Source organism: Allobosea sp. TAB14 (assembly GCF_052113865.1).
Taxonomy (GTDB): Bacteria; Pseudomonadota; Alphaproteobacteria; order Rhizobiales; family Beijerinckiaceae; genus Allobosea; species Allobosea spartocytisi.
Map to the genome: position 1 here is coordinate 1 of NZ_JBFRDQ010000110.1, position 20,374 is coordinate 20,374.

At 66.7% G+C, this 20,374-nt stretch carries 23 protein-coding genes; 7 read left to right on the top strand and 16 right to left on the bottom strand.

Going from position 1 to position 20,374, the window contains the following annotated elements; translation table 11 throughout:
• Together AB4Y99_RS17010 and AB4Y99_RS17015 are read left to right on the top strand one after the other, a co-directional pair.
• Window positions 1-263, top strand: a 263-nt coding sequence (locus AB4Y99_RS17010; RefSeq protein WP_441524144.1) for a UPF0262 family protein, incomplete at its 5' end; no start/stop codon positions are given.
• A 107-nt stretch (window positions 264-370) separates the two neighbouring features.
• Window positions 371-775: an arsenate reductase/protein-tyrosine-phosphatase family protein gene (locus AB4Y99_RS17015; RefSeq protein ID WP_441524145.1), complete on the top strand. Its 405-nt coding sequence runs from the start codon at window positions 371-373 to the stop codon at window positions 773-775.
• Between the two features lie 5 nt (window positions 776-780).
• Here the strand turns inward: AB4Y99_RS17015 and AB4Y99_RS17020 are convergent, their stop codons facing one another.
• Together AB4Y99_RS17020 and AB4Y99_RS17025 are read right to left on the bottom strand one after the other, a co-directional pair.
• Entirely contained in the window at window positions 781-2,502 is a 1,722-nt protein-coding gene (locus tag AB4Y99_RS17020; protein ID WP_441524146.1) for a pilus assembly protein TadG-related protein, read from the bottom strand.
• 31 nt (window positions 2,503-2,533) lie between these two features.
• Window positions 2,534-2,962 (bottom strand): TadE/TadG family type IV pilus assembly protein, encoded by a 429-nt coding sequence (locus AB4Y99_RS17025; RefSeq protein ID WP_441524147.1) that lies wholly within the window; start codon window positions 2,960-2,962, stop codon window positions 2,534-2,536.
• A gap of 265 nt (window positions 2,963-3,227) precedes the next feature.
• On the opposite strand from AB4Y99_RS17025, the gene AB4Y99_RS17030 reads away from it, so the two are divergent.
• Both AB4Y99_RS17030 and AB4Y99_RS17035 read left to right on the top strand, forming a co-directional pair.
• Entirely contained in the window at window positions 3,228-3,509 is a 282-nt protein-coding gene (locus AB4Y99_RS17030; protein ID WP_441524148.1) for a hypothetical protein, read from the top strand.
• On the top strand, window positions 3,506-4,723 hold the full coding sequence (locus tag AB4Y99_RS17035; RefSeq protein WP_441524149.1) for a hypothetical protein: 1,218 nt from the start codon (window positions 3,506-3,508) through the stop codon (window positions 4,721-4,723). The genes AB4Y99_RS17030 and AB4Y99_RS17035 overlap by 4 nt, the downstream gene beginning before the upstream one ends.
• A gap of 3 nt (window positions 4,724-4,726) precedes the next feature.
• Here the strand turns inward: AB4Y99_RS17035 and AB4Y99_RS17040 are convergent, their stop codons facing one another.
• The 7 genes from AB4Y99_RS17040 to AB4Y99_RS17070 all read right to left on the bottom strand — a co-directional run bounded on the left by AB4Y99_RS17040 (window position 4,727) and on the right by AB4Y99_RS17070 (window position 12,799).
• On the bottom strand, window positions 4,727-5,944 hold the full coding sequence (locus AB4Y99_RS17040; RefSeq protein WP_441524150.1) for a phosphopentomutase: 1,218 nt from the start codon (window positions 5,942-5,944) through the stop codon (window positions 4,727-4,729).
• 2 nt (window positions 5,945-5,946) lie between these two features.
• On the bottom strand, window positions 5,947-7,575 hold the full coding sequence (locus tag AB4Y99_RS17045; RefSeq protein WP_038360576.1) for an ABC transporter ATP-binding protein: 1,629 nt from the start codon (window positions 7,573-7,575) through the stop codon (window positions 5,947-5,949).
• A complete protein-coding gene (locus AB4Y99_RS17050; protein WP_051987652.1) occupies window positions 7,572-8,747 on the bottom strand; it encodes an ABC transporter permease in 1,176 nt (391 codons plus the stop codon). The genes AB4Y99_RS17045 and AB4Y99_RS17050 overlap by 4 nt, the downstream gene beginning before the upstream one ends.
• Before the next feature lie 2 nt (window positions 8,748-8,749).
• Window positions 8,750-9,838: a microcin C ABC transporter permease YejB gene (locus tag AB4Y99_RS17055; protein ID WP_038360579.1), complete on the bottom strand. Its 1,089-nt coding sequence runs from the start codon at window positions 9,836-9,838 to the stop codon at window positions 8,750-8,752.
• A gap of 4 nt (window positions 9,839-9,842) precedes the next feature.
• Window positions 9,843-10,247 carry a DUF4260 domain-containing protein gene (locus tag AB4Y99_RS17060; RefSeq protein ID WP_112763044.1) on the bottom strand — a complete coding sequence of 135 codons (405 nt, stop codon included), beginning with the start codon at window positions 10,245-10,247 and terminating at the stop codon, window positions 9,843-9,845.
• The gene (locus AB4Y99_RS17065) at window positions 10,247-12,109 is read right to left on the bottom strand and encodes an extracellular solute-binding protein (protein WP_441524159.1); all 1,863 of its coding nucleotides are present in this window, start codon (window positions 12,107-12,109) and stop codon (window positions 10,247-10,249) included. Before AB4Y99_RS17065 ends, AB4Y99_RS17060 begins: the two co-directional genes overlap by 1 nt.
• Window positions 12,110-12,283: 174 nt before the next feature.
• Complete coding sequence (locus tag AB4Y99_RS17070) at window positions 12,284-12,799, bottom strand: c-type cytochrome (RefSeq protein WP_142019914.1); 516 nt, start codon at window positions 12,797-12,799, stop codon at window positions 12,284-12,286.
• Between the two features lie 204 nt (window positions 12,800-13,003).
• Here AB4Y99_RS17070 and AB4Y99_RS17075 point away from each other — a divergent pair, with 204 nt between their 5' ends.
• The 3 genes from AB4Y99_RS17075 to AB4Y99_RS17085 all read left to right on the top strand — a co-directional run bounded on the left by AB4Y99_RS17075 (window position 13,004) and on the right by AB4Y99_RS17085 (window position 15,659).
• Entirely contained in the window at window positions 13,004-13,738 is a 735-nt protein-coding gene (locus tag AB4Y99_RS17075; protein ID WP_038360587.1) for a 3-deoxy-manno-octulosonate cytidylyltransferase, read from the top strand.
• Window positions 13,739-13,813: 75 nt separating this feature from the next.
• On the top strand, window positions 13,814-14,668 hold the full coding sequence (locus AB4Y99_RS17080) for a prephenate dehydratase (protein WP_038360590.1): 855 nt from the start codon (window positions 13,814-13,816) through the stop codon (window positions 14,666-14,668).
• Between the two features lie 97 nt (window positions 14,669-14,765).
• Complete coding sequence (locus AB4Y99_RS17085; protein ID WP_441524151.1) at window positions 14,766-15,659, top strand: protein-L-isoaspartate O-methyltransferase family protein; 894 nt, start codon at window positions 14,766-14,768, stop codon at window positions 15,657-15,659.
• Window positions 15,660-15,695: 36 nt separating this feature from the next.
• Here the strand turns inward: AB4Y99_RS17085 and AB4Y99_RS17090 are convergent, their stop codons facing one another.
• The 7 genes from AB4Y99_RS17090 to AB4Y99_RS17120 form a co-directional block, all read right to left on the bottom strand.
• Window positions 15,696-16,001: a DUF6295 family protein gene (locus tag AB4Y99_RS17090; RefSeq protein ID WP_441524152.1), complete on the bottom strand. Its 306-nt coding sequence runs from the start codon at window positions 15,999-16,001 to the stop codon at window positions 15,696-15,698.
• A gap of 114 nt (window positions 16,002-16,115) precedes the next feature.
• The gene (locus AB4Y99_RS17095; RefSeq protein ID WP_441524153.1) at window positions 16,116-16,862 is read right to left on the bottom strand and encodes a dienelactone hydrolase family protein; all 747 of its coding nucleotides are present in this window, start codon (window positions 16,860-16,862) and stop codon (window positions 16,116-16,118) included.
• Window positions 16,863-16,937: 75 nt separating this feature from the next.
• Window positions 16,938-17,339: an oxalurate catabolism protein HpxZ gene (gene hpxZ / locus AB4Y99_RS17100; RefSeq protein WP_441524154.1), complete on the bottom strand. Its 402-nt coding sequence runs from the start codon at window positions 17,337-17,339 to the stop codon at window positions 16,938-16,940.
• Complete coding sequence (locus AB4Y99_RS17105; protein WP_441524155.1) at window positions 17,336-18,172, bottom strand: amidase family protein; 837 nt, start codon at window positions 18,170-18,172, stop codon at window positions 17,336-17,338. Before AB4Y99_RS17105 ends, hpxZ begins: the two co-directional genes overlap by 4 nt.
• A 51-nt stretch (window positions 18,173-18,223) precedes the next feature.
• Entirely contained in the window at window positions 18,224-19,180 is a 957-nt protein-coding gene (gene nudC / locus AB4Y99_RS17110; RefSeq protein WP_441524156.1) for an NAD(+) diphosphatase, read from the bottom strand.
• Between the two features lie 43 nt (window positions 19,181-19,223).
• Window positions 19,224-20,111: a 3-hydroxyisobutyrate dehydrogenase gene (gene mmsB / locus AB4Y99_RS17115; protein WP_441524157.1), complete on the bottom strand. Its 888-nt coding sequence runs from the start codon at window positions 20,109-20,111 to the stop codon at window positions 19,224-19,226.
• Window positions 20,112-20,114: 3 nt separating this feature from the next.
• The coding region (locus AB4Y99_RS17120; protein ID WP_441524158.1) for a hypothetical protein at window positions 20,115-20,374 on the bottom strand (260 nt) is incomplete at its 5' end.

A 20,374-nucleotide genomic window follows, 5' to 3' on the forward strand; every position in this document is an offset into this window, starting at 1 on the left:
GGTCTGCGGTCGTCACGCACCATCTCTCGCTCAGCCCGTTCCGGCGCATCGTCAAGGACTACGAGCTGATCTGCGAGAGCTACTATGCCGCGATCCGCACCCAGACGCCCGAGCAGATCGAGGCGATCGACATGGGCCGCCGCGGCCTTCACGACGAGGCGGCGGCCATCCTCGTCGACCGGCTGTCGAACAAGGTGGAGATCGACTTCGATACCGCCCGGCGCCTGTTCACGCTGATCTATGCGCTGCACTGGAAAGGCTGACGCGCTTGGAGCAGAAAGCATTTTCGAGCGAAGTGGCTACCGGTTCGCCTGAAGAAAATGCGCCGAATGCATGGACCGCTCCGCGTAAGGTCCAGAGCGTGCTCTTCATGTGCGCGATGAATGCCGTGCGCTCGCCGATGGCGGAAGCCCTGGCCAAGCATTTCTTCGGCAAGTCGATCTACGTCCAGTCGGCCGGCGCGCGGAAGGGAGAGGTCGATGGCTTCGCCCGGGAGGTTCTCGACGAGATCGGCATCGATCTCAGCCGCCACAAGCCGAAATCGGTGGAGGAGCTGGAGGAGTGGGAAGGTCTGAACTTCGACCTCATCGTCTCGCTCTCGCCGGAGGCTCACCACAGGGCTCTGGAGCTGACCCGGACGCTGGCGGCCGAGGTCGAATATTGGCCGACCATGGACCCCACCCTCGTCCAGGGCTCGCGCGAGCAGAAACTCGMCGCCTATCGTGACCTGCGTGACGGATTGACCCGGCGCATCAAGGAGAGGCTCAGGAGCTGAGGGCGTTACCGCACCAGCACCGCCCCGCCGCAGCGCACGCCCGTCACCCAGCTATCGGCCTGGCCGAGCCCGATGCCGAGCGTGCCGAGAACGCCGTTGAGCAACTGGTCGAGCGGCGTCACGGCCTTGCTGACGATGCCGCTGACCAGCCCGTCGAGCCCGGGCAGGCCGATGCCCAGGCCCAGCGCCTCGACCCGTAATTCGAGATCGCCGACGAGGCGGCCGAGCAGCGTCGCGACGAAATCCTGGGTCGAGGTCGTCTTCTTGTCGCCGCGCAGGATCTCGGCATAGCTGAAGGTGACCGGCGTGTCGGCCAGGTTCGTCATCGTGACATGGGCGCGGGCGCTGACCTTGGCGAGACCGGCGACATTGACCAGCGTCGCGGCCGGCGGGTTGGGCGCGGTGCTGAAATTGTTGAACTCGGTCATCGAGACCTGCCCGATCCAGGCATCGACCAGCGCCGGCCTCACCCCCAGCGTCACGCGCGAGGTCGAGACGTCGCCGGGCGAGCACTGCACCGCGTTGAGCTTCGCGGTCGCGGCGGCGAGTTCCAGATAGACCGGCAGCCGCACGAGCGAGGCGGCGCCCGAGCCGATGAGGTCGACGGTCAGCAGCAGGCGGGTCTGCGCCGTATGGACGCTCGATCCCGTCCGGCCGACCCGGACCATCGGGCTGCCGACCGGCCGCTCGCCGATGCCGAGCTTGAGGTTGATCGCGGCGATGCCCGGCAGGTTGAGCGCAAGCCCGACATCGATCTGCCGCTTGCCGTTTGCGATCTGCGCCACGGCCGAGACGATGTCGAGCGCCGAGACGGACGCTGCGAGCGGCTTCGGACCCGAAGCGGGCCGGTCGCCGGCCGGGCCGAAGGAGACGAGCTGGGACAGATCGACGGGAAGCCCGCTGGCGGCGACCGAGGCGAGCTTGCCCAGCGCGGCGGTGGCGGTGCCGCTGCGTGCGTCATTGTCGCGCGAGGCGTCGACGATCGCGGAGAGCACGTCGCCGAGCCGCGCATTGGCCTTCAGCACGTCGTCATAGCTGGCCGCGGTGAGGTTGAGCCGCGTCGCCAGATGCTTCGAGAAATCGAAGAGATCGACCCGCGCCTTGATCAGCGCTTCGTAGTCCATCACCGACAGCGAGACGCCGCCGCCGAGCAGGCTGCTCAGCAGGCCGTTGAGCAAGCCGCCCTCGAGCTTGACGAGGCGCGAGCCGATCGCGAAGGACGCCTGCGCATCCTGATAGGCGATGGCGCTGCTGCCGATCGGGACCTCCCCCGTATCGAGGCTCGCCTGGATCGGCGCCAGCTTGGCGCCGGGCTCCGGCTTCRTCGTGGTGGAGGCGGCCAAGGCGCGCCCGAGCAACAGCGGCGTCGTCATCCGCATGTCGATTCTGACGGCGTTCGCCGTGGCGGCCGGCCCCGACACGAAGCGGTCTTCGGCAGCCTTGGCCGGGTCGGGGGTATAGACGCCCGGCTGGATGGCCCGGATGTTGCCGTTCTGGAAGCCGTTCTGCGTCACGCTCGCCTGTGCGGCTGCCTGCGCCCGGGGGATGTCGCTCGCCGCGGCCAGCGCCGCGAGGTCGTTTGCGGTCTGCAGCCTGCGCTTTTCGTAGAAGAAGCTGCCGACATCCACCGCCATCGCCCCGAAGCCCAGCAGGGCGACCAGCGAGAAGGCGAAGAGGATGGCGGTGGCACCGYGCTCGTCGCTTGCGAAACTCCGGAACTTGCGCATATCGAGGCCTCCCCAGCCCGAAATGACGAATTCAGTAGCCGCCGCGCTGCACCACCGCGCGGCGTTCGATCAGTGGGGGCGGCAGCGCTGCCAGCCGGCTGAGCTGGTCGTAGACCGTGCCGCTCATGTCGTAGCTGACCGCGATCTCGAAGCTTTGCTGCTGTGGCCCGGTCTGGCTTGTGCGGACCTTCACCTTCGACGGGTCGATGAAGGCATAGGCCTGGGYGTTGGCCGCGACGTAGTCCTTCGCGATCTGGGCCCTTTCGGTATCGCTCAGCCCCGCCACGGAAGAACGGGCCGCCTCGGCCGCGATCTGTTGAATACTGTGATAGATGCCGAAGACGTAGCCGTAGCCCATGATGCCGAAGAGCAGGATCAGCAGCACCGGCGCGACGAAGGCGAACTCGATGGCGCTCGTCCCGCCTTCGTCCCYTGTCAAACGTTCTAGCGAAGCAGCCATAGAAGAGCTCCAGCAAAGATCGCTCTCATAGGTTGTATTTTTCGCGTTTATGAACCCTTAACAGGCGGATTTAAGCGGGATTTTGCTTGGTGAAAGATTTTGAACTTAAGTAAAATTTTACCGGGTTGCCGTTGCGTGGAGCGTGTTGCTTGCGCCCGGAAATGCCACGCCCATGCCTGCCGTCTGTGCCGCGAAAATCCCCCCGGCCGACGGCCGCAGCCAGGAGCTCACGGCTCCAGCTGCGCTCCTGCTTGCCGCGCTCAGCGTGTTCGTCGGCATCGGCGTTTTCGCGAGCTTGCCCGGCGCTGATGGCCGCGACGAGCCGATCGCCATCGTGTTCCCCTTCTGGATGGCGAGAGACGAAGCGCTGGCGCGCAGTTTCGAGGCGGGCGAGCGCGTGCTGCGAACGGGGCGGCTTGGCTCCATCGTGGTGACGGTTCCGGGCTCCCGCTCGGGAGAATTGCCGCGCGGTGCCTGGTTTTCATTGCGGCTGGCGGGGCTCGCAGGCTGTCTCGACAGTCAATCTTTAGCGGAAGAGCGGCAATGAACTGGTCTCTACGGCTCGTCCGGCGTCGCGTCGGCCTGTCGCTGATCGCATTGGCGCTGCTTCATGTGCCGCTGCTCATGCTCAGCTTCTGGATCCACGGCCAGTCCGGCCTCGCGCCGGTCCTGATCATCGCGATCGCGGCCGCGATCCTGCCGGTTCTCTACCGTGTGGCGGGCATGGCGCTGGTGACGCAGCTGGCCATCGTGGTGGTTCTGATCGGGCAGGTGTCCGCACTGGTCTACAGCTTCGCCGGCCATCCGTGGCAGCCGGACATGCATATGTATTATTTCGCGGTGCTGGCGCTTCTGGCGGGCTTCTGCGACTGGCGGCCGATCATTCTGGGCGCGGCCCTGACCGCGCTGCACCATCTGGTTCTTCAATATGTCCTGCCGGCCGCCGTCTTCTATCAGGGCGGCAACATTCTGCGGGTTCTCCTGCATGCGGTGATCGTGGTCATCGAAACCGCGTTCCTCGCGACCTTCGCGGTTTTCCTGCAGCGCCGGCTCCAGGAGAGCGAGGCGGGCCTCGCCCACGCGCAGGAGGTGGCCGAGCGCGAAAGGCGGGCGACGGAAAAGGAGAAGGCGCTGTCGGAGGAGATGGGGCGCCGCACACAGGCGCTGCAGGCGCTCGTCTCGCGCTTTCGCCACCAGATGGAGCAGGCCATGGCGATGCTCGATCACTCGGCCGAGAACATGAAGGTGAAGGCAAGTGCCCTGACGCAGACCTCCGACCGGGCGCGCGGACAGACCGCGCTGGTCGCCGACGCCGCGGCTGGCACGATGGGGAGCATCGACCAGCTTTCGGCCGCCAGCACCGAGCTCGCGGCCTCGATCGCGGAGATCGGCCGCAATGCCGACGAATCCGCCAACGGCTCCAAATCCACGGCCGAGCTGGCGCGCCATGCCAGCCGCGAGATCCAGGATCTCGCCGGACGCAGCCAGGATGTCGGCGCGGTCGTCGAGATCATCCGCGGCATCGCCTCCCAGACCAGCATGCTCGCCCGCCGGGCGACCTCCGAGATCGCCTATCAGGTACGCCTGTCCTTCGAGGGGGCGCAGCGCAGCGCCGACATCGCGGGTGGCTTCGAGGCCATGACAGTCGAGACGCATGGCGCGGCCGAGAATCTGCAGGAGACGGCCGCCGGTCTCGCGCGGCAGGCCCAGACCATCCGGCAGGATGTCGCGGTCTTCTGCAACAACGTCGCCGCCGCCTGATCCCTACCAGTGACGGCCGGGTCCGACCGGCCCGATCCCGAGCCAGATTCCGAGGCTGGCGGCGATGTCGGCGAAGCTCTCGCGCCGCCCGAGCGGCGTGAGCGGGATGCCCGGGCCGAAGGCGAGGATCGGCACATGCTCGCGGGTATGATCCGTGCCGGGCCAGGTCGGATCATTGCCATGGTCGGCGGTGATCACGGCGATGTCGCCAGGGCGCAGCGCCGCTTCCAGATGGGGCACCAGCCGGTCGAAGGCTTCGAGCGCGGCGGCATAGCCGGGCACGTCGCGGCGATGGYCGAACTCGGTGTCGAAATCGACGAGGTTGACGAAGCAGAAGCCGCCATCGGGCAGCCCGTCCCAGGCTTCGAGCGCCGCCTCGACCATTGCGGCGTTGCCGAAGGGCTTGATCTCCACGCCGGTGGCGCGGTGGGCGAAGATGTCCCCGATCTTGCCGACGGTGACGATGGGCCGCGCCAGCGCCGCGAGCCGGTCGAGGATTGTCTCCTGCGGCGGCGGGATGGCGAAGTCCTTGCGGTTTCCGGTGCGGGTGAAGCCCTCTTCCGGCGAGCCGACAAAGGGCCGGGCGATGACGCGGCCGATCCGGAGTGGGTCGACCAGCGTGCGGACCGTCCTGCACAGAGCGTAGAGCCGGTCGAGCCCGAAATGCTCCTCATGCGCCGCGATCTGCAGCACGGAGTCGACAGAGGTGTAGCAGATCGGCTTGCCCGTCCGGATATGCTCTGCCGCGAGCTCATCGATGATCGCGACGCCGGAGGCATGCCTGTTGCCGAGGATGCCGGGCAGGGAGCCTTCCTTGACGATTCCAGCGACCAGTTCGGCCGGGAAGGAGTTCTCCAGCGCGGTGAAATAGCCCCAGCGGAAGCTCACCGGGCAGCCGGCGATCTCCCAATGGCCGGAGGGGGTGTCCTTGCCCTGGCTGACCTCGACGCCGTAGCCCCAGCGCCCTTGCGGCTGGGCCGGCTTGGCGACGCCGGCGAGCGGGCGGCCCGTCGAGGCCTCGCAGGCATGGGCGAGGCCGAGGCGGAACAGGTTCGGCAGGTTCAGCGGCCCGCTGCGCAGCCCCTCCCGGTCGCCGCGCCCTTCCGCGCAGGCCTGCGCGATATGGCCGAGCGTGTCGGAGCCCGCATCGCCATAAGCGCCCGCGTCCTCGGCTGCGCCGCAGCCGACCGAATCCAGCACGATGAGCAGCRCGCGCGCCATGCTCACTCCCTGACGGCGTCGCCGCCGGCCGGCTCGAGATTGAGCGCGGCGGCGAGCAGCGCCTGCGTATAGGCCTCGCGCGGCCGGGCGAAGACCTCCTCGGCCGGGCCCTCCTCGACGACCTTGCCGTTCTGCATCACGACGAGCCGGTGCGAGAGCGCCCTGACCACTTTGAGATCGTGGCTGATGAAAAGATAGCCCAGCTTGCGCTTCGCCTGCAGCCCGCGCAGCAGATCGACGATCTGCGCCTGCACGGACATGTCGAGCGCCGAGGTCGGCTCGTCCAGCACCACGAATTTGGGATCGAGCGCCATGGCCCGCGCAATCGCGATGCGCTGGCGCTGGCCGCCGGAGAATTCGTGCGGATAGCGGTCCATCGCCGCCGGGTCGAGGCCGACATCGGCGAGTGCCTGCGCTACGATCTCGCGGCGCTGGGCATAGGAGAGGCCCTGCTGCTGTACGCCGAGCCCTTCGGCCACGATCTCGGCCACGGACATGCGCGGCGAGAGCGAGCCATAGGGGTCCTGGAAGACCACCTGCAGGTCCTTGCGCTTGGGGCGAACCTGCTTGCTCGACAGCCCGTCGATGCGGTCGCCGAGGAAGACGATCGGCCCCTCGGAGGAGATGAGCCTGAGGATCGCGAGCCCGAGCGTGGTCTTGCCGGAGCCGGACTCGCCGACGACGCCGAGCGTCTCGCCCTCGCGCACCTTGACGGAAATGCCGTCGACCGCCTTCACATGCCCGGTGACGCGGCGCAGGAAGCCCGACTTGATCGGAAACCAGATCTTCATCGGCCCGGCTTCGAGCAGCGTTGCCGCGTCGGGTGCGATCGGCTCGGGGCGTCCCTTCGGCTCGGCCGCCAGCAGGCGCTTCGTATAGGCGTGCTGCGGGTTGGCGAAGATCTCCGCGACCGGACCTTCCTCGACGACCTTGCCCTTCAGCATCACCACGACGCGATCGGCGATGCGCCTGACGATGCCGAGATCATGGGTGATGAACAGCATGGCCATGCCGAGCCGGCCCTGGAGCTCCTTGAGCAGCTTCAGGATCTGCGCCTGCACGGTGACGTCGAGCGCRGTSGTCGGCTCGTCGGCGATCAGCAGATCGGGCTCGTTGGCGAGCGCCATGGCGATCATCACGCGCTGGCGCTGCCCGCCGGAGAGCTGGTGGGGATAGGCGCCGAGCCGGCTTTCCGCATCGCGGATTCCGACGAGGCTCAGCAGTTCGAGCGTGCGGGCGCGCGCCTTCTCGCCGCGCAGGCCCTTATGCAGTTCGAGGATCTCGCCGATCTGCTTCTCGATGCTGTGCAGCGGGTTGAGCGAGGTCATCGGCTCCTGGAACACCATGGTGATGTCGTTGCCGCGCACCTTGCGCATCGCGTCCTCGTCGGCCGCGATCAGGTCCTGCCCCTTGAACAGCACCTTGCCGGAAGGGTGATGCGCCGCCGGATAGTTCAGGAGCTTCAGGATCGACAGCGCCGAGACCGATTTGCCCGAGCCGGATTCGCCGACGATCGCCAGCGTCTCGCCCTTGGAGACCTGGAAGGAGACATGGTCGACCGCGAGCGTGTCCCTGCCGCCCTGGCGGAAGGCGACGGAGAGCTCTTCGACGGAGAGGAGAGGGGCCGTCATGCGAAGGTCTTCCGCGGGTCGAAGGCGTCGCGGACCGCTTCGCCGATGAAGATCAGCAGCGACAGCATCAGCGCGATCACGGCGAAGCCGGACAAGCCCAGCCAGGGCGCCTGGAGATTGGCCTTGCCCTGCGCCAGCAACTCACCGAGCGAGGGCGAGCCCGGCGGCAGGCCGAAGCCGAGGAAGTCGAGCGAGGTCAGCGTCGTGATCGAGCCGTTCAGGATGAAGGGCAGGAAGGTCAGCGTCGCCACCATCGCGTTGGGCAGGAGGTGGCGGATCATGATCGTGCGGTTGGACAAGCCCAGTGCCCGCGCCGCCCTGACATATTCGAAGTTGCGGGCTCGCAGGAATTCGGCGCGGACGACGCCGACCAGCGAAACCCAGGAGAACAGCAGGAGGATGCCGAGCAGCACGAAGAAGCCCGGCGTGATGATCGCTGCCACGATGATCAGCAGATAGAGCGCCGGTATCGAGGTCCAGATCTCGATCAGGCGCTGGAAGATCAGGTCCGTCCAACCGCCGAAATAGCCTTGCACAGCACCGGCCGCGATGCCGATCACCGAGGAGAAGGCGCAGAGGATCAGCCCGAACAGCACGGAGATGCGGAAACCGTAGATCAATCGCGCGACGACGTCGCGGCCCTGGTCGTCGGTGCCGAGCCAGTTCCATTCGAGGTCGCGGCAGGTCGCCCCGCCATTGCGCTCCGCGATCGGCTTGCATTGCTCGTCCTTGAGCAGCCAGGTCGGCGGGGCCGGGGCAGGGACGGGCAGGTCGAGATTGTTGGTGTTGTAGCTGTAGCGGATCGGCGGCCAGATCGCGAAACCATGCGCCGCGATCTCCTTGGCGATCACCGGATCGCGGTAGTCGGTCGTGGCGAGGAAGCCGCCGAACTTCTCCTCGGGATAGGTCACCGCGACCGGGAACAGCCACTCGCCCTTGTAGCGGACGAGCAACGGCCGGTCGTTGGCGATGAATTCGGCGAAGAGTGACAACACGAACAGTGCCAGGAACAGCCAGAACGACCACCAGCCGCGTTTGTTGGCCTTGAAGTTGTTGAGCCGGCGCCGGTTGATCGGCGTCAGCTTGAGCCAGCCTTCATTCGCCTCGACCGGCGCGAGCGGCGCGTCGCTGCGGAGAGAGGGCGGCGGGACATCGAGCAGCGTGTCACTCATCCCTAGCTCTCCCGCGTCTCGAAATCGATGCGGGGGTCGACCCAGCTATAGGTCAGGTCGGTGATGAGATGCACGACGAGGCCGATCAGCGAGAAGATGTAGAGATTGGCGAAGACCACCGGGTAGTCGCGGTTGACGATCGCCTCGAAGGAGAGAAGCCCGAGCCCGTCGAGCGAGAAGATCGTCTCGATCAGGAGCGAGCCGGCGAAGAGCGCGCTGACGAAGGCGCCCGGAAAGCCCGCGATGACGATCAGCATCGCATTGCGGAAGACGTGGCCGTAGAGCACGCCGCGCTCGGTCAGGCCCTTCATCCGCGCGGTCAGGACGTATTGCTTCCTGATCTCGTCGAGGAAGGAGTTCTTGGTCAGAAGCGTCGAGGTCGCGAAGGCGCCGAGCGCCATCGCCGTCACCGGCAGGCAGATATGCCAGAGATAGTCCTTCACCTTGCCGATCAGGGAGAGGTCGCTCCAGTTGTCGGAGGTCAGCCCGCGGAGCGGGAAGATCTGCCAGAAGGAGCCGCCGGCGAAGAGCACGATCAGCAGGATCGCGAAGAGGAAGCTCGGGATCGCATAGCCGACGATGACGACCGCGCTCGTCCAGGTGTCGAAGCGCGAGCCCTCCTTCACCGCCTTGCGGATGCCGAGGGGGATCGAGATCATGTAGGAGAGCAATGTCATCCACAGGCCGAGCGAGATCGAGACCGGCAGCTTCTCCTTGATCAGCTGGAGCACCGGCGCGCCCCGGAAGTATGAGCGGCCGAAATCGAAGCGGGCATAGTCGGTCAGCATCTTCCAGAAGCGTTCGGGCGCCGGCTTGTCGAAGCCGAACTGCTTCTCCAGCTCCTTGATGAAGGCGGGGTCGAGGCCTTGGGCACCGCGGTAGGCGCTGGCCTCGCCGCCATGAGCGCCGGCATCGCCGCCCTGGCCGCCGCCGACGCGGTCGGCCGCGCCGCTATTGGGGTTCTGGAGCTGCGAGATCACGCGCTCGACCGGCCCGCCCGGCGCGAACTGCACGATGGTGAAGGCGACCAGCAGGATGCCGAACAGGGTCGGCACCATCAGGGCGAGACGCCGGGCGATATAGCTCAGCATTCGCTCACTGCGCCTTTCCGGGCTGGCCGATGGTTCCCAGATGCGTGTGGTTGAACGCGCTCGAATATTTCAAGCCGTAGCCGAGTGCCCTGTCGAGGGTGATGTGAGCTGCCCAGATCAAAGCGAGGGCGAGCGCGAGGGAGGCTTGGACACCCCAACCGATGACCGCGAGAAGGACCGGCCAGAGCAGCGTGTGCCCGGCATTGTAGAGCACCGCGCCGAAACGCGGTCCGGCGAGATAGCCCAGCATTGTCAGATCGGGCGCCAGGATCAGGCTGCCGAACAGCCACCATGAGGCCCCCGACTTGTGAAACAGCCAGATGCAGAGCAGGCCGAGCGCGAGCCCTTCCAACCGCAGCAGCAGGCGCGGCGCGCCTTGAACCTGGCCGACGGAGAACGGTGCGGTCATCACGCCTTCCCGATCCGCTTGGCCTTCTCGGCGTCGTACCACCAGGTTCCCGGAGCGCCGGAGCTGAATTTCGGCTTGGTCTGCGGCCGGTCGAACATATCCCAATGGGCGAGCCAGACCTCGTCGTTCCACCACATCGGGATCCAGTAGCGGCCGGCGCGAAGCAGCCGGTCGAGGCATTTCGCGGCGGTGACGGCGTCGGCATAGCTATGCGCCTGGCCGATCTTCTCGATCATCGCATCGACCGCCGGGTCGCTGATGCCGTTCTGGTTGCGCGAGCCGCGCGTCTTGGCCGCTTCCGAGCCATAAACGATTCGCAGCGTGTCGCTCGGAATGGCGCTGCCGCTGAGCGCGCGGGTGATGATGTCGAAATCGAACTCGTCGAGGCGGCGCTGATACTGGGCCGGGTCGACGAWGCGCGAGGTSGCRTTGATGCCSAGGCGCTTGAGATTSGCCTGRAASGGCTGGGTATGCGGCTGCAGCGCCGGGTTCGAATCGAGGAACTCGATCTCGAAGGGCTGCCCGTTCGGCAGCTTSAGCACATTGCCGTCSCGCTTGCAGCCGGCGGCGCGCAGCATCTCGTCGGCCTTGCGCAGCAGGTTGCGGTCGCTGCCCGAGCCGTCCGAGACCGGCGGCAGCCAGGGCTCGCCGAAGACTTCGTCCGGCACCTTGCCGCGCCAGGGCTCGAGCAGCGCGAGTTCTGCGGGCGAGGGCTTGCCGACGGCTTTCGAATCCGAGTTCTCGAAATAGGAGGTCAGCCGCTCGTAGAAGCCGAACATGATGTTCTTGCGCGTCCACTCGAAGTCGAATGCGAGGCCCAGCGCTTCGCGGACGCGCGGATCGGCGAATTTCTCGCGGCGCAGATTATAGATCCAGCCTTGCGAGGCCACCGGTTCCGTCCGCGGCAGGGACTCCTTCCTGACCTTGCCCTCCTTCAGCGCCGGGAAGTCGTATCCGGTCGCCCAGATGCGTGAGGTGAACTCCTCCTGGAAGGTGATGACGCCGCTCTTGAAGSCCTCGAACGCCACCTGCCGGTCGCGGAAATATTCCCAGCGCACCCGGTCGAAATTATTGGTGCCGACATTCACCGGCAGGTCCTTGCCCCAGTAATCTGGCAGACGCTCGAACTCGATGAAGCGGCCTTGCTCGAAGCGCCCGACCTTATAGGGGCCGGAACCGAGCGGCGCTTCCAGCGTCGCGGCGGTGAAATCCCGCGTCGACCAGTATTTTTCGGAGAAGACCGGTAGGCTTGCGACGACCAGATGCAGGTCGCGGCTGCGCTTCGGCGACAACTGCACGATGGCGATGTCGTCACCCTCGGCGCTGGCCGAGACCATCTCGTTCAGCGTCAACCGGTATGAGGGGTGGCCCTTCTCCTTGAGGATGTTGAGCGAGAAGGCGACATCCTTCGCCGTGACGCGCGAACCGTCCTGGAATTTCGCCTCGGGCCTGAGGCGGAAGCGATAGGTCAGCCTGTCGGCGGAGACCGCGACGCTCTTGGCCAGGAGCCCATAGAGCGAGCCCGGCTCGTCGCCCGAACCGGCCATCAGGCTGTCGAAGCAGGCATCCATGCCCGCCGCGCCGTCGCCTTGCAGAACCCAGATGTTGAGCGTGTTGAAGGTGTCGAAGCTCTGGTTGCCGCCGGCCTGCTTGATCTGCAGGGTCAGCGTGCCGCCTTTCGGCGCCTGCGGGTTCACATAGGGGAAATGTGGGAAATCCGGCGGCAGGCCGAGCTCGCCGAAGGTTGAGAGCCCGTGCGATTCGGCTTCCTGTGCGAGCACCGTCCCGGACAGTTCCGGCAAAGCGGCCGTTGCCGCCATGACGCCTCCGGCTTCGAGCAGCCTGCGGCGTGTGATGCGCATCGCCATCGTCTCGCGTCTCCTTCTCCGATTCGCCCGTTCCTTGTCGCCCGTGGGCGCCGGAACGGCAATGGCGGTGATTATCGCCATGGTGAAGGCGGGAGCAGGGCACCGCAAGCAAAAGCCGGGCGTTAAGCCCGGCTCGGAAGGGTCAGCGAGAGGTGAGATCGAAACCGATCACTTCAACGTGCTGAGATAGGCGATCACGTCGGCGCGGGTCTGGGGATTGCTGATGCCGGCGAAGGACATCGCGGTGCCCGCGACATAGGCCTTCGGGTTCTTCAGGAAGTGGTCGAGCCCGTCGGCATCCCAGGTCTTGTCGTTGCGGCCTTTCATCGCAGCCGAGTAGCCGAAGCCCTCGACGGTGCCCTCGTTGCGGCCGACGACGCCGAAGAGATGCGGGCCGACCTTGTTGGCGCCGCCCTTCTCGAAGGTGTGGCAGGCCTTGCAGGCGGCGGTCGCCTTCTCGCCCTTGGCCGGGTCGGCCTTGGCGAGGCGGTCGGCGATCGGCGGATCTTCCACGGCCGCGGGAGCGGCGCCGCCGGCGGAGGCCGGCTCGGCGGTGGGAAGGTCGTAGCCCGGCACGGCCGGCTTATGCGGCGTGAAGGCGATTCCGGCGACCATCTGGAGACCCATCACCGCGAGGAGCGTGGACAGAACCGCGCCGGCGATCTTGTTGGCTTCGATATTCATCGTATCCGAACCCTGGACCCTCCGCGGCCGAGGCGCGGGAGACGAGATAGAGCCTTAGCCGAAGTCTTCAACGCCTCCAGCCTCGGATGCTGCTTAACCGCTTTGCGCGCCCGATTGCAACTCGTATAAGCGCGCTTCGTTTTGAGACCTTTCGACGCTGCTTCCCGCTCCGAAGCGGCATCCCAGCCGGACCCGCCGCCGATCATGCCGAATCCGCTGATTTTGATCCCCGCCCGCATGCAGTCGACCCGCCTGCCCGGCAAGCCGCTCGCCGACATCCATGGCGAGCCGATGATCGTGCATGTCTGGCGCCGTGCGATGGAGACGGGGCTCGGACCCGTCGTGGTCGCCACCGACACGCCCGAGATCGTCGCGGCTGTGGAAAAGGCCGGCGGCCGCGCCGCCCTGACGCGCTCCGATCATCCCTCCGGCTCCGACCGCATCAAGGAGGCCGCCGACATCGTCGATCCGCAGGGCCGCCATGACGTCATCGTCAACGTCCAGGGCGACCTGCCGACCATCGACCCGCAGGTGATCATCGCCTCGGTGGCGCCGCTGGAGGATCCCGCGGTCGACATCGTCACGCTGGCCGCCGTGATCACGCGCGAGGAGGAGAAGACCGAATCCAGCGTGGTCAAGGCGATCGGCAGCGAGATCGGCCCCGGCCGGATGCGGGCGCTCTATTTCACCCGCGTCACCGCGCCGGGCGGGGAGGGGCCGCTCTATCATCATATCGGCCTCTACACCTATCGCCGCAGCGCGCTCGACCGCTTCGTCTCGCTGCCGCCTTCACCGCTGGAGAAGCGCGAGCGCCTCGAGCAGTTGCGCGCGGTCGAGGACGGCATGCGCATCGACATCATCGTTGTCGACGACGTACCGCTCGGCGTCGACACGCCCCATGATCTCGATCGCGCCCGCGCGATCCTGAAGTCCCGCTAAAGCCGTTCCAGCGAAGCCGCATCGCGGCTTCGCTGGAACGGCGAAGACAAGAAGCTGAGGAGCCTGAGAGACCCCATGTCCTTCGTCGTGTCCTATCAGGGTGAGCCCGGAGCCTTCTCCTCTCAGGCGGCTCTCCAGGTGTTTCCGGATTGCGAACTCCTGCCCTGTCCCACCTTCGAGGACGCGCTCTCAGCCGTCAGCGACGGCAAGGCCCGCTACGGCATGATCCCGATCGACAATTCGATCGCCGGCCGCGTCGCCGACATCCATCATCTGCTGCCGCGCTCGGGCCTGCACATCATCGGCGAGCATTTCCTGCCGATCCGCTTCCATCTGATGGGCGTCGAGGGCGCGACGCTGGCGACGGTCAAGGTGGTGCAGAGCCATATCCATGCGCTCGGCCAGTGCCGCAAGATCATCCGCAAGCTCGGCCTCAAGGCCGAGGTCGCGGCCGATACGGCCGGTTCCGCCCGGCAGGTGGCCGAGACCGGCGACGTGACGCGCGCCGCCATCGCCCCGCGCATCGCGGCGGAGGTCTATGGCCTCAACATCCTGATGGAGGACATCGAGGACGAGAAGCACAACACCACCCGCTTCGTCGTGCTCTCGAAATACCCGGAATATGCCCGCCAGGGCGCGGGCAAGACCGTGACGACGCTGATGTTCCGCGTCCGCAACATTCCGGCCGCGCTCTACAAGGCGATGGGCGGCTTCGCCACCAACGGCATCAACATGACCAAGCTCGAGAGCTACATGGTCGACGGCCTGTTCGCCGCCACGATGTTCTACGCCGATGTCGAGGGCCACCCGGACGACCCGGCGCTGCGGCGCGCGCTCGATGAACTCTCCTATTTCTCCAAGGAGATGAAGATCATGGGCGTCTATCCGGCGAGCGATTTCCGCTCGACCATCGAAGAGCCGGCGGAGTAGCGCTCGCGAGGCAGCGGATCGGTCGCTGTCGCCACGCGGCGATTGATCCGCGCCTCCGAAGCGATACCGTCAGGCGGCGGTGCATTTGGGGGCGAGCATGGCAGATGAGCGATCGGCAACCGCCGAGGCGCAGCGGATTGCGAAGCTGCGGGCTTTCTTCGCGCGTTACGTGGCGTATACGGGCGCCGTTCGCGATCCGCGTATCGAAGCCGCCTTCGCATCCGTGCCCCGCGAGCCCTTTGCCGGGCCGGGGCCGTGGTTGATCCGCGTCGCCAGCCCGTGGAGGCGAGGATCCGAGCGCTCCGGCTATATCGAGACGCCGGATGCCGATCCCGCCTTTCTTTATCAGGATGTCCTGATCGCACTCGATCCGGCGCGGGGCGTCAACATCGGCGAGCCCAGCCTGCATGCGCGCTGCCTCGACTGCGTCGGCGTCCTGCCGGGCGAAACCGTCCTGCAGATCGGTGCGGGGAGCGGCTATTACACGGCGATCCTCGCCACGCTCGCCGGCCCCGAAGGTCGGGTCTACGCCTACGAGATCGACCCCGCGCTTGCCGAGAGGGCGACGAGCAATCTCGGCCCTTGGCCGCAGGCGAAGGTGATGGCCCGATCCGGGACGACCGATCCCCTCCCGAAGGCCGACATCGTCTATGTGAACGCCGGGATCAGCCACCCCAGCGTCAACTGGCTCGAAGCCTTGCACCCGGGCGGCCGGTTGCTGTTCCCGCTACAGGCCGAGACGACGCACGGTGGAATGCTTCTCGTGGAGAAACCACAGGATGATGGATCGCCCTGGCCCGCTCGCTTCATCTCGCGGGCGAGTTTCATCGCATGCCAGACCGAGCAGAACGCCGAGATCGGCCGCGATCTGGTGGCCGCCTTCCAGCGGGGCGATATCGAGAGCGTGCAGTCGATCCGCTTCGATGGAGAGCCCGACGACAGTTGCTGGCTCAAAGCAGGGAGCTGGTGGCTCTCGACCGCTCCGCCCTGAATGCAGCGGCGGAAAAACCAGGCGGAAACAATCGCCTCAGGCCGCCTTGACGAGGCTTGGCGCTGCGCCCTTGCCGCGCACCTCCGCCTCCTCGAATTCCGCCTCTGCGATCGCCCGCCCCAGCGCCGCATGCAGCGCCTTCGCGGTCTCGAGCGTCAATTCGATGCCGGCCCGCGCGCCGACATCGAGCGAAGCGTTGATGAAATCCAGCGTGACGACATCCGCCAGCGGCGCGTGGCGGGCATGGTCATAGGCGACGACGGCCTGGGTCAGCGAAAACCAGTCATCGCCGCGCTTGGCCATGCCCTCGACCGGGACGATCTCGACAATCGACGTGCACATGATTGGCCTCCGATAGGAGCATTTTCGAGCGAAGTGGATACCGGTTCGCGTGAAGAAAATGCGAAAACAAAAAGGTAAGATATTCCCGCGTTTTCGGAGAAACGCGGGAATATCTTACGACAGATGCTTTCCGAAGAACGCGAAGATCTTGCCCCAGGCGTCCATCGCCTGCTCGGGCCGGTAGATCGGGCGATTCCAGTAGAAGAAGCCGTGGCCGGCGCCGTCATAGCGGTGGAACTCGTAAGCCTTGCCGTGCTTCTTCAGTTCCGCCTCGTGCTGGTTCACCTGCTCTGGGCTCGGCGCGCGGTCCTCGTTGCCGAAGATGCCGATGAGCGGGCAGGACAGGCCCTCGGTCAGCGTGATCGGCGAGACCGGCGTCTTGGCGGTGAGATCCTCCGGCGCCATCACGACACGCCCGCCCCAGAGCTCGGCGCAGGCGTCGACGTCATGCTTCTGGCAGGCATAGAGGAAAGCGTGCCGGCCGCCCGAGCAGGAGCCGAAGAGACCGACCTTGCCGTTGTGCTCCTTGAGCGCCCGCACCCATTTCACTGCGCCCTCGGTGTCGCCGACGACCTGCGCGTCGGGAACGCCGCCCTCGGCGCGCACCCTGGCCGCGACATCGTCCGGATTGCCGGCGCCGGCCCGCTCATAGAGATTGGCACAGATCGCGATGTAGCCGTGATGCGCGAAGCGCCGCGTCGTCTCGATATAGATCTCGCTCCAGCCCGGCAGATGATGGATCAGCACCACGGCCGGAAAGGGCCCCGGCCCCTCGGGCTTCGCGACATAGGCGGTGATCGGATCGCCCTTGTCTCCGCCGATGGTGATGTTCGTGCAGGTCATGCCCCGGTAGAATGACATCGGTGATCCTCCAGCAGTTCCGATCGGCACAGGAAACGCGGTCTTCAAGCCATCTTCATGACGCCGCCATGCGTCTCACCAGGGGCGCGGCTCCATCGTCGAGACATGGGCGGAGACGACCTTCCAGCCCAGATCGGGAAAGCGCACCCAGCTCTGGCTCTGGCGCCCGATGACGTCGCGGCCCCGGACCTTGAACTCCAGGTTCACGGTGGCGAAGTCGCGGCCGAGCGTCAGGATTTCCAGCCTGATCCGCTTCTCCTTGATGCCCGGTCCCGGCGGGCGGGCGACGCGGTGCGCGTGGATCTCGGAAAAGCCATAGCCGTTCTCGCCGAGAGCGTAGCGGATGGTGTGCGGGCTGTTCCAGAAGGTCGCGTCGAGAACGTCCACGTTCTTATCGATCAGCGCCTGTTCATAGGCCTCGAAGAGCGTGCTGATCTCGGCGACCACGTCGGGCAGGTTCGGGGTCAGGTCGGTCACRCCGCATTCTCCATGGCTTTGGCGACGGCGATCAGGCTGGCATCGCTGCCGCGCCCGCCGATGATGGACAGGCCGACTGGCGCCCCGTCGACGGTGGCACCGGGCAGGCTGACCTGCGGATGGCCCGCCAGGCCGCCCTGTGCGCAGAGGCAGGTGATGCGATCGCGCAGCGGTTGGAGCTCCGGCAGGGACAGGCCGCGCAACGGCGCCGGGAACGGCGTCGTCGGCAGACACAGGATCGTTCCGGCCGGCAGGAGATAGCGCAGCCGCGCCCGCGCCTCCTCGCGCATCAGCGCGGCCCAGTTGCGCTCGCTCGCCGGAATCTGCGAGCCGGCGGAGCTCGGCGCCTGCGGCATCAGCCCCGTGAGGTCGAGCCGGCCATGCGTCGGCCGGATGCCATAGAGGCCGCAGAAGCTCGCCGGCACGCGCATCGAGCCGCCCGTATCGGTTCCGAGAGCGGTATCGCACAGGCCGGCGGCGACGGCGGCGGCCGAGCCGGAGGAGGAGCCGCCCGGCACGCGCTCGGGTGCGGCGCTGTTGAGCGGCGTCCCGTCGAAGGCGCTCTCGCCGAGGATGCCGAGCGACACCTCGTCCGTGATCGTCTTGCCGACCAGTTCGGCGCCGGCGTCGAGCAGCCTCTGCACGGCCCAGGCATGGCGTTCGGGCACGGGGTTGGCCCGGGCCCAGTCGTGATTGCCGCCGCCGGTCGGTATCCCCGCGACATCGAACAGATCCTTGGCCGCGAAGGTCAGGCCCGAGAGCGGCAGGCCCGGCTTGCCGGGAATCCGGGCTCGCGGGCCCGGTACGAAGGCGTTGACGGGGTCCGTCGACATCAAGGCTCCGAAAAGGCTGTTCGTTCGTCGCGACGCTAGGATGCGGAGACCCTAGACCCGCTCGCCCTCCAGGGCCCAGGCCCGGAGCAGCGTGTTGGCGATGGCGATATGCTGCGGGCAGGCGAGGCCGTCCGGATGGGTGCCGGTCAGCATCTGCAGCACCTCCTCGCGCGGGAACCAGCGGCCTTCCTCGAGCTCGGTCATGTCGAGGGTGATCTCGTCGCCCAACGCCTCGGCGATGCAGCCGAGCATGATCGAGGACGGGAAGGGCCAGGGCTGCGAGGCGAGGTAGCGGACCGGGCCGACCCTTAGTCCCGCTTCCTCCCAGCTCTCGCGGCGCACCGCGTCTTCCATCGTTTCGCCCGGCTCGACGAAGCCCGCGATGCAGGAATACATGCCCGGCGCGAAGCGCGCCTGACGTGCCAGCAGGCATTTGTCGCCACGCGTCACCAGCATGATCACGACCGGGTCGGTGCGCGGGAAATGCATCGCCCCGCAGACGCTGCATTCGCGCCGCCAGCCGGACGCCGCCGCCTTGGTCGGCCCGCCGCACTGCGCGCAGAAGCGGTGGCGCGCATGCCAGTCGAGCACGGCCTTGGCCTCGCCGAGCGGCCCGACCTCGTCCTCGGGAACGAGCCGCTTCAACGCGACCGAGCGCAGATCCGTCACGACGAGCTCGGGGCGCTCCTTCAGGGTCTCGGCCAGGGCCCGGTCGAGCAGCCGCCCGAAGCGCGGCGAGCCGTCCTCGGCCATGCCGAGGAAGATCTCCTCCTGCGCCGGGCCGAGCATTTCGGTCTCGCCATGGCTGAACCAGACCGAGAGCGTCTCGCCCTCGATTCGGTTGAGGATCGGCGTCTCGCCCGCCACGGCGGCGATCAGCGTGTCCGAACGGTGGCGCAGCGCGGTCACCGCATCCGGCTTGTTCCGCAAATCCTCGCGCCGGTCGAGCCGGTTGACCGCGAAGCCGGTGAGAGAGGAGCGTTCGCGGCGGAGGGGCGTGTCGTTCATGGGTCCGTCCTAGACCCGCGACACCCTGCCGCGCAAGCGTCTCTCACGCCTCTCCGCGACCGCGCAAAAGATGGATGATCCCGGAGAAATCCGTGCCGCCTTCGCCCCAGGCATTGTGCAGGCCGAAGAGCTGCGCCGCCGCCGCGCCCAGCGGGGTCGAAGCGCCCACCGCCTGTGCCGCTTCCTGCGACAATTTCAGGTCTTTCAGCATCAGCGCCGAGGCGAAGCCGGGCTTGTAGTCGTTGTTGGCGGGCGAGGTCGGCACCGGCCCCGGCACCGGACAATAGGTCGTGAGCGACCAGCACTGGCCGGACGAGGTCGAGGCGACGTCGAACAGCGCCTGATGCGACAGCCCGAGCTTCTCGGCCAGCACGAAAGCCTCGGAGACGCCGATCATCGAGATGCCGAGGATCATGTTGTTGCAGATCTTCGCGGCCTGCCCGTTTCCGGCGCCGCCGCAATGCACGATCTTGCGGCCCATCTTGGCGAGGATGGGGTCGCCCTTGTCGAACGCTTCCGCCGTGCCGCCGACCATGAAGGTCAGCGTCGCGCCCTTGGCGCCGCCCGTGCCGCCCGAGACCGGGGCATCGAGCGAGAGGCAGCCGCGCTCGGCCGCCAGCGCATGCGCCTTGCGGGCGCTATCGACGTCGATGGTCGAGGAATCGATCAGCAGCGTACCGGGCTTCACCGCCGGCAGGATGTCCGCCCAGACCGAGAGCACATGCTTGCCGGCCGGCAGCATGGTGACGACGATCTCGGCATCCGCGACGGCCTCCTTGGCGGAGGCTGCGATACCGACGCCGAGCTCTGCGGCGGCATGGCGCGATGCCTCGACGAGATCGAAGGCCTTGACGCTATGGCCCGCCTTGACGAGGTTCCCGGCCATCGGGCCGCCCATATTGCCGAGGCCGATGAAGGCGATGCTGGTCATGGCTTAAACCTCATCTTTTAAGACGACACTCTGCGATTTGGAGTCGAAACGGCGGATTTTGTCGCTAGTTTCTTCTAGAGGCGCTTTGCGGTCGATCGTGGAATCGCGCTTCGCTATGCCTTGCGGTTGTTCTCGCCAGGCGTTCCAGAACCAGCAAGCGCCCCACCCGATTCCTACTCCGATCATGCCAATCGAGATCGTTGATTTTTCGATGGAAAAGAATTTTGCCAAAAACGCCGTGAGGGCACCCAGAAGGGTGGTGC

Coding starts and splice junctions, on each gene's coding strand:
- AB4Y99_RS17035 (WP_441524149.1), top strand. CDS start 3,506: ATGAACTGGTCTCTACGGCTCGTCCGGCGTCGCGTCGGCCTGTCGCTG.
- AB4Y99_RS17050 (WP_051987652.1), bottom strand. CDS start 8,747: ATGAGTGACACGCTGCTCGATGTCCCGCCGCCCTCTCTCCGCAGCGAC.
- AB4Y99_RS17055 (WP_038360579.1), bottom strand. CDS start 9,838: ATGCTGAGCTATATCGCCCGGCGTCTCGCCCTGATGGTGCCGACCCTG.
- AB4Y99_RS17060 (WP_112763044.1), bottom strand. CDS start 10,247: ATGACCGCACCGTTCTCCGTCGGCCAGGTTCAAGGCGCGCCGCGCCTG.
- AB4Y99_RS17070 (WP_142019914.1), bottom strand. CDS start 12,799: ATGAATATCGAAGCCAACAAGATCGCCGGCGCGGTTCTGTCCACGCTC.
- AB4Y99_RS17075 (WP_038360587.1), top strand. CDS start 13,004: ATGCCGAATCCGCTGATTTTGATCCCCGCCCGCATGCAGTCGACCCGC.
- AB4Y99_RS17080 (WP_038360590.1), top strand. CDS start 13,814: ATGTCCTTCGTCGTGTCCTATCAGGGTGAGCCCGGAGCCTTCTCCTCT.
- AB4Y99_RS17085 (WP_441524151.1), top strand. CDS start 14,766: ATGGCAGATGAGCGATCGGCAACCGCCGAGGCGCAGCGGATTGCGAAG.
- AB4Y99_RS17090 (WP_441524152.1), bottom strand. CDS start 16,001: ATGTGCACGTCGATTGTCGAGATCGTCCCGGTCGAGGGCATGGCCAAG.
- AB4Y99_RS17095 (WP_441524153.1), bottom strand. CDS start 16,862: ATGTCATTCTACCGGGGCATGACCTGCACGAACATCACCATCGGCGGA.
- nudC (WP_441524156.1), bottom strand. CDS start 19,180: ATGAACGACACGCCCCTCCGCCGCGAACGCTCCTCTCTCACCGGCTTC.
- mmsB (WP_441524157.1), bottom strand. CDS start 20,111: ATGACCAGCATCGCCTTCATCGGCCTCGGCAATATGGGCGGCCCGATG.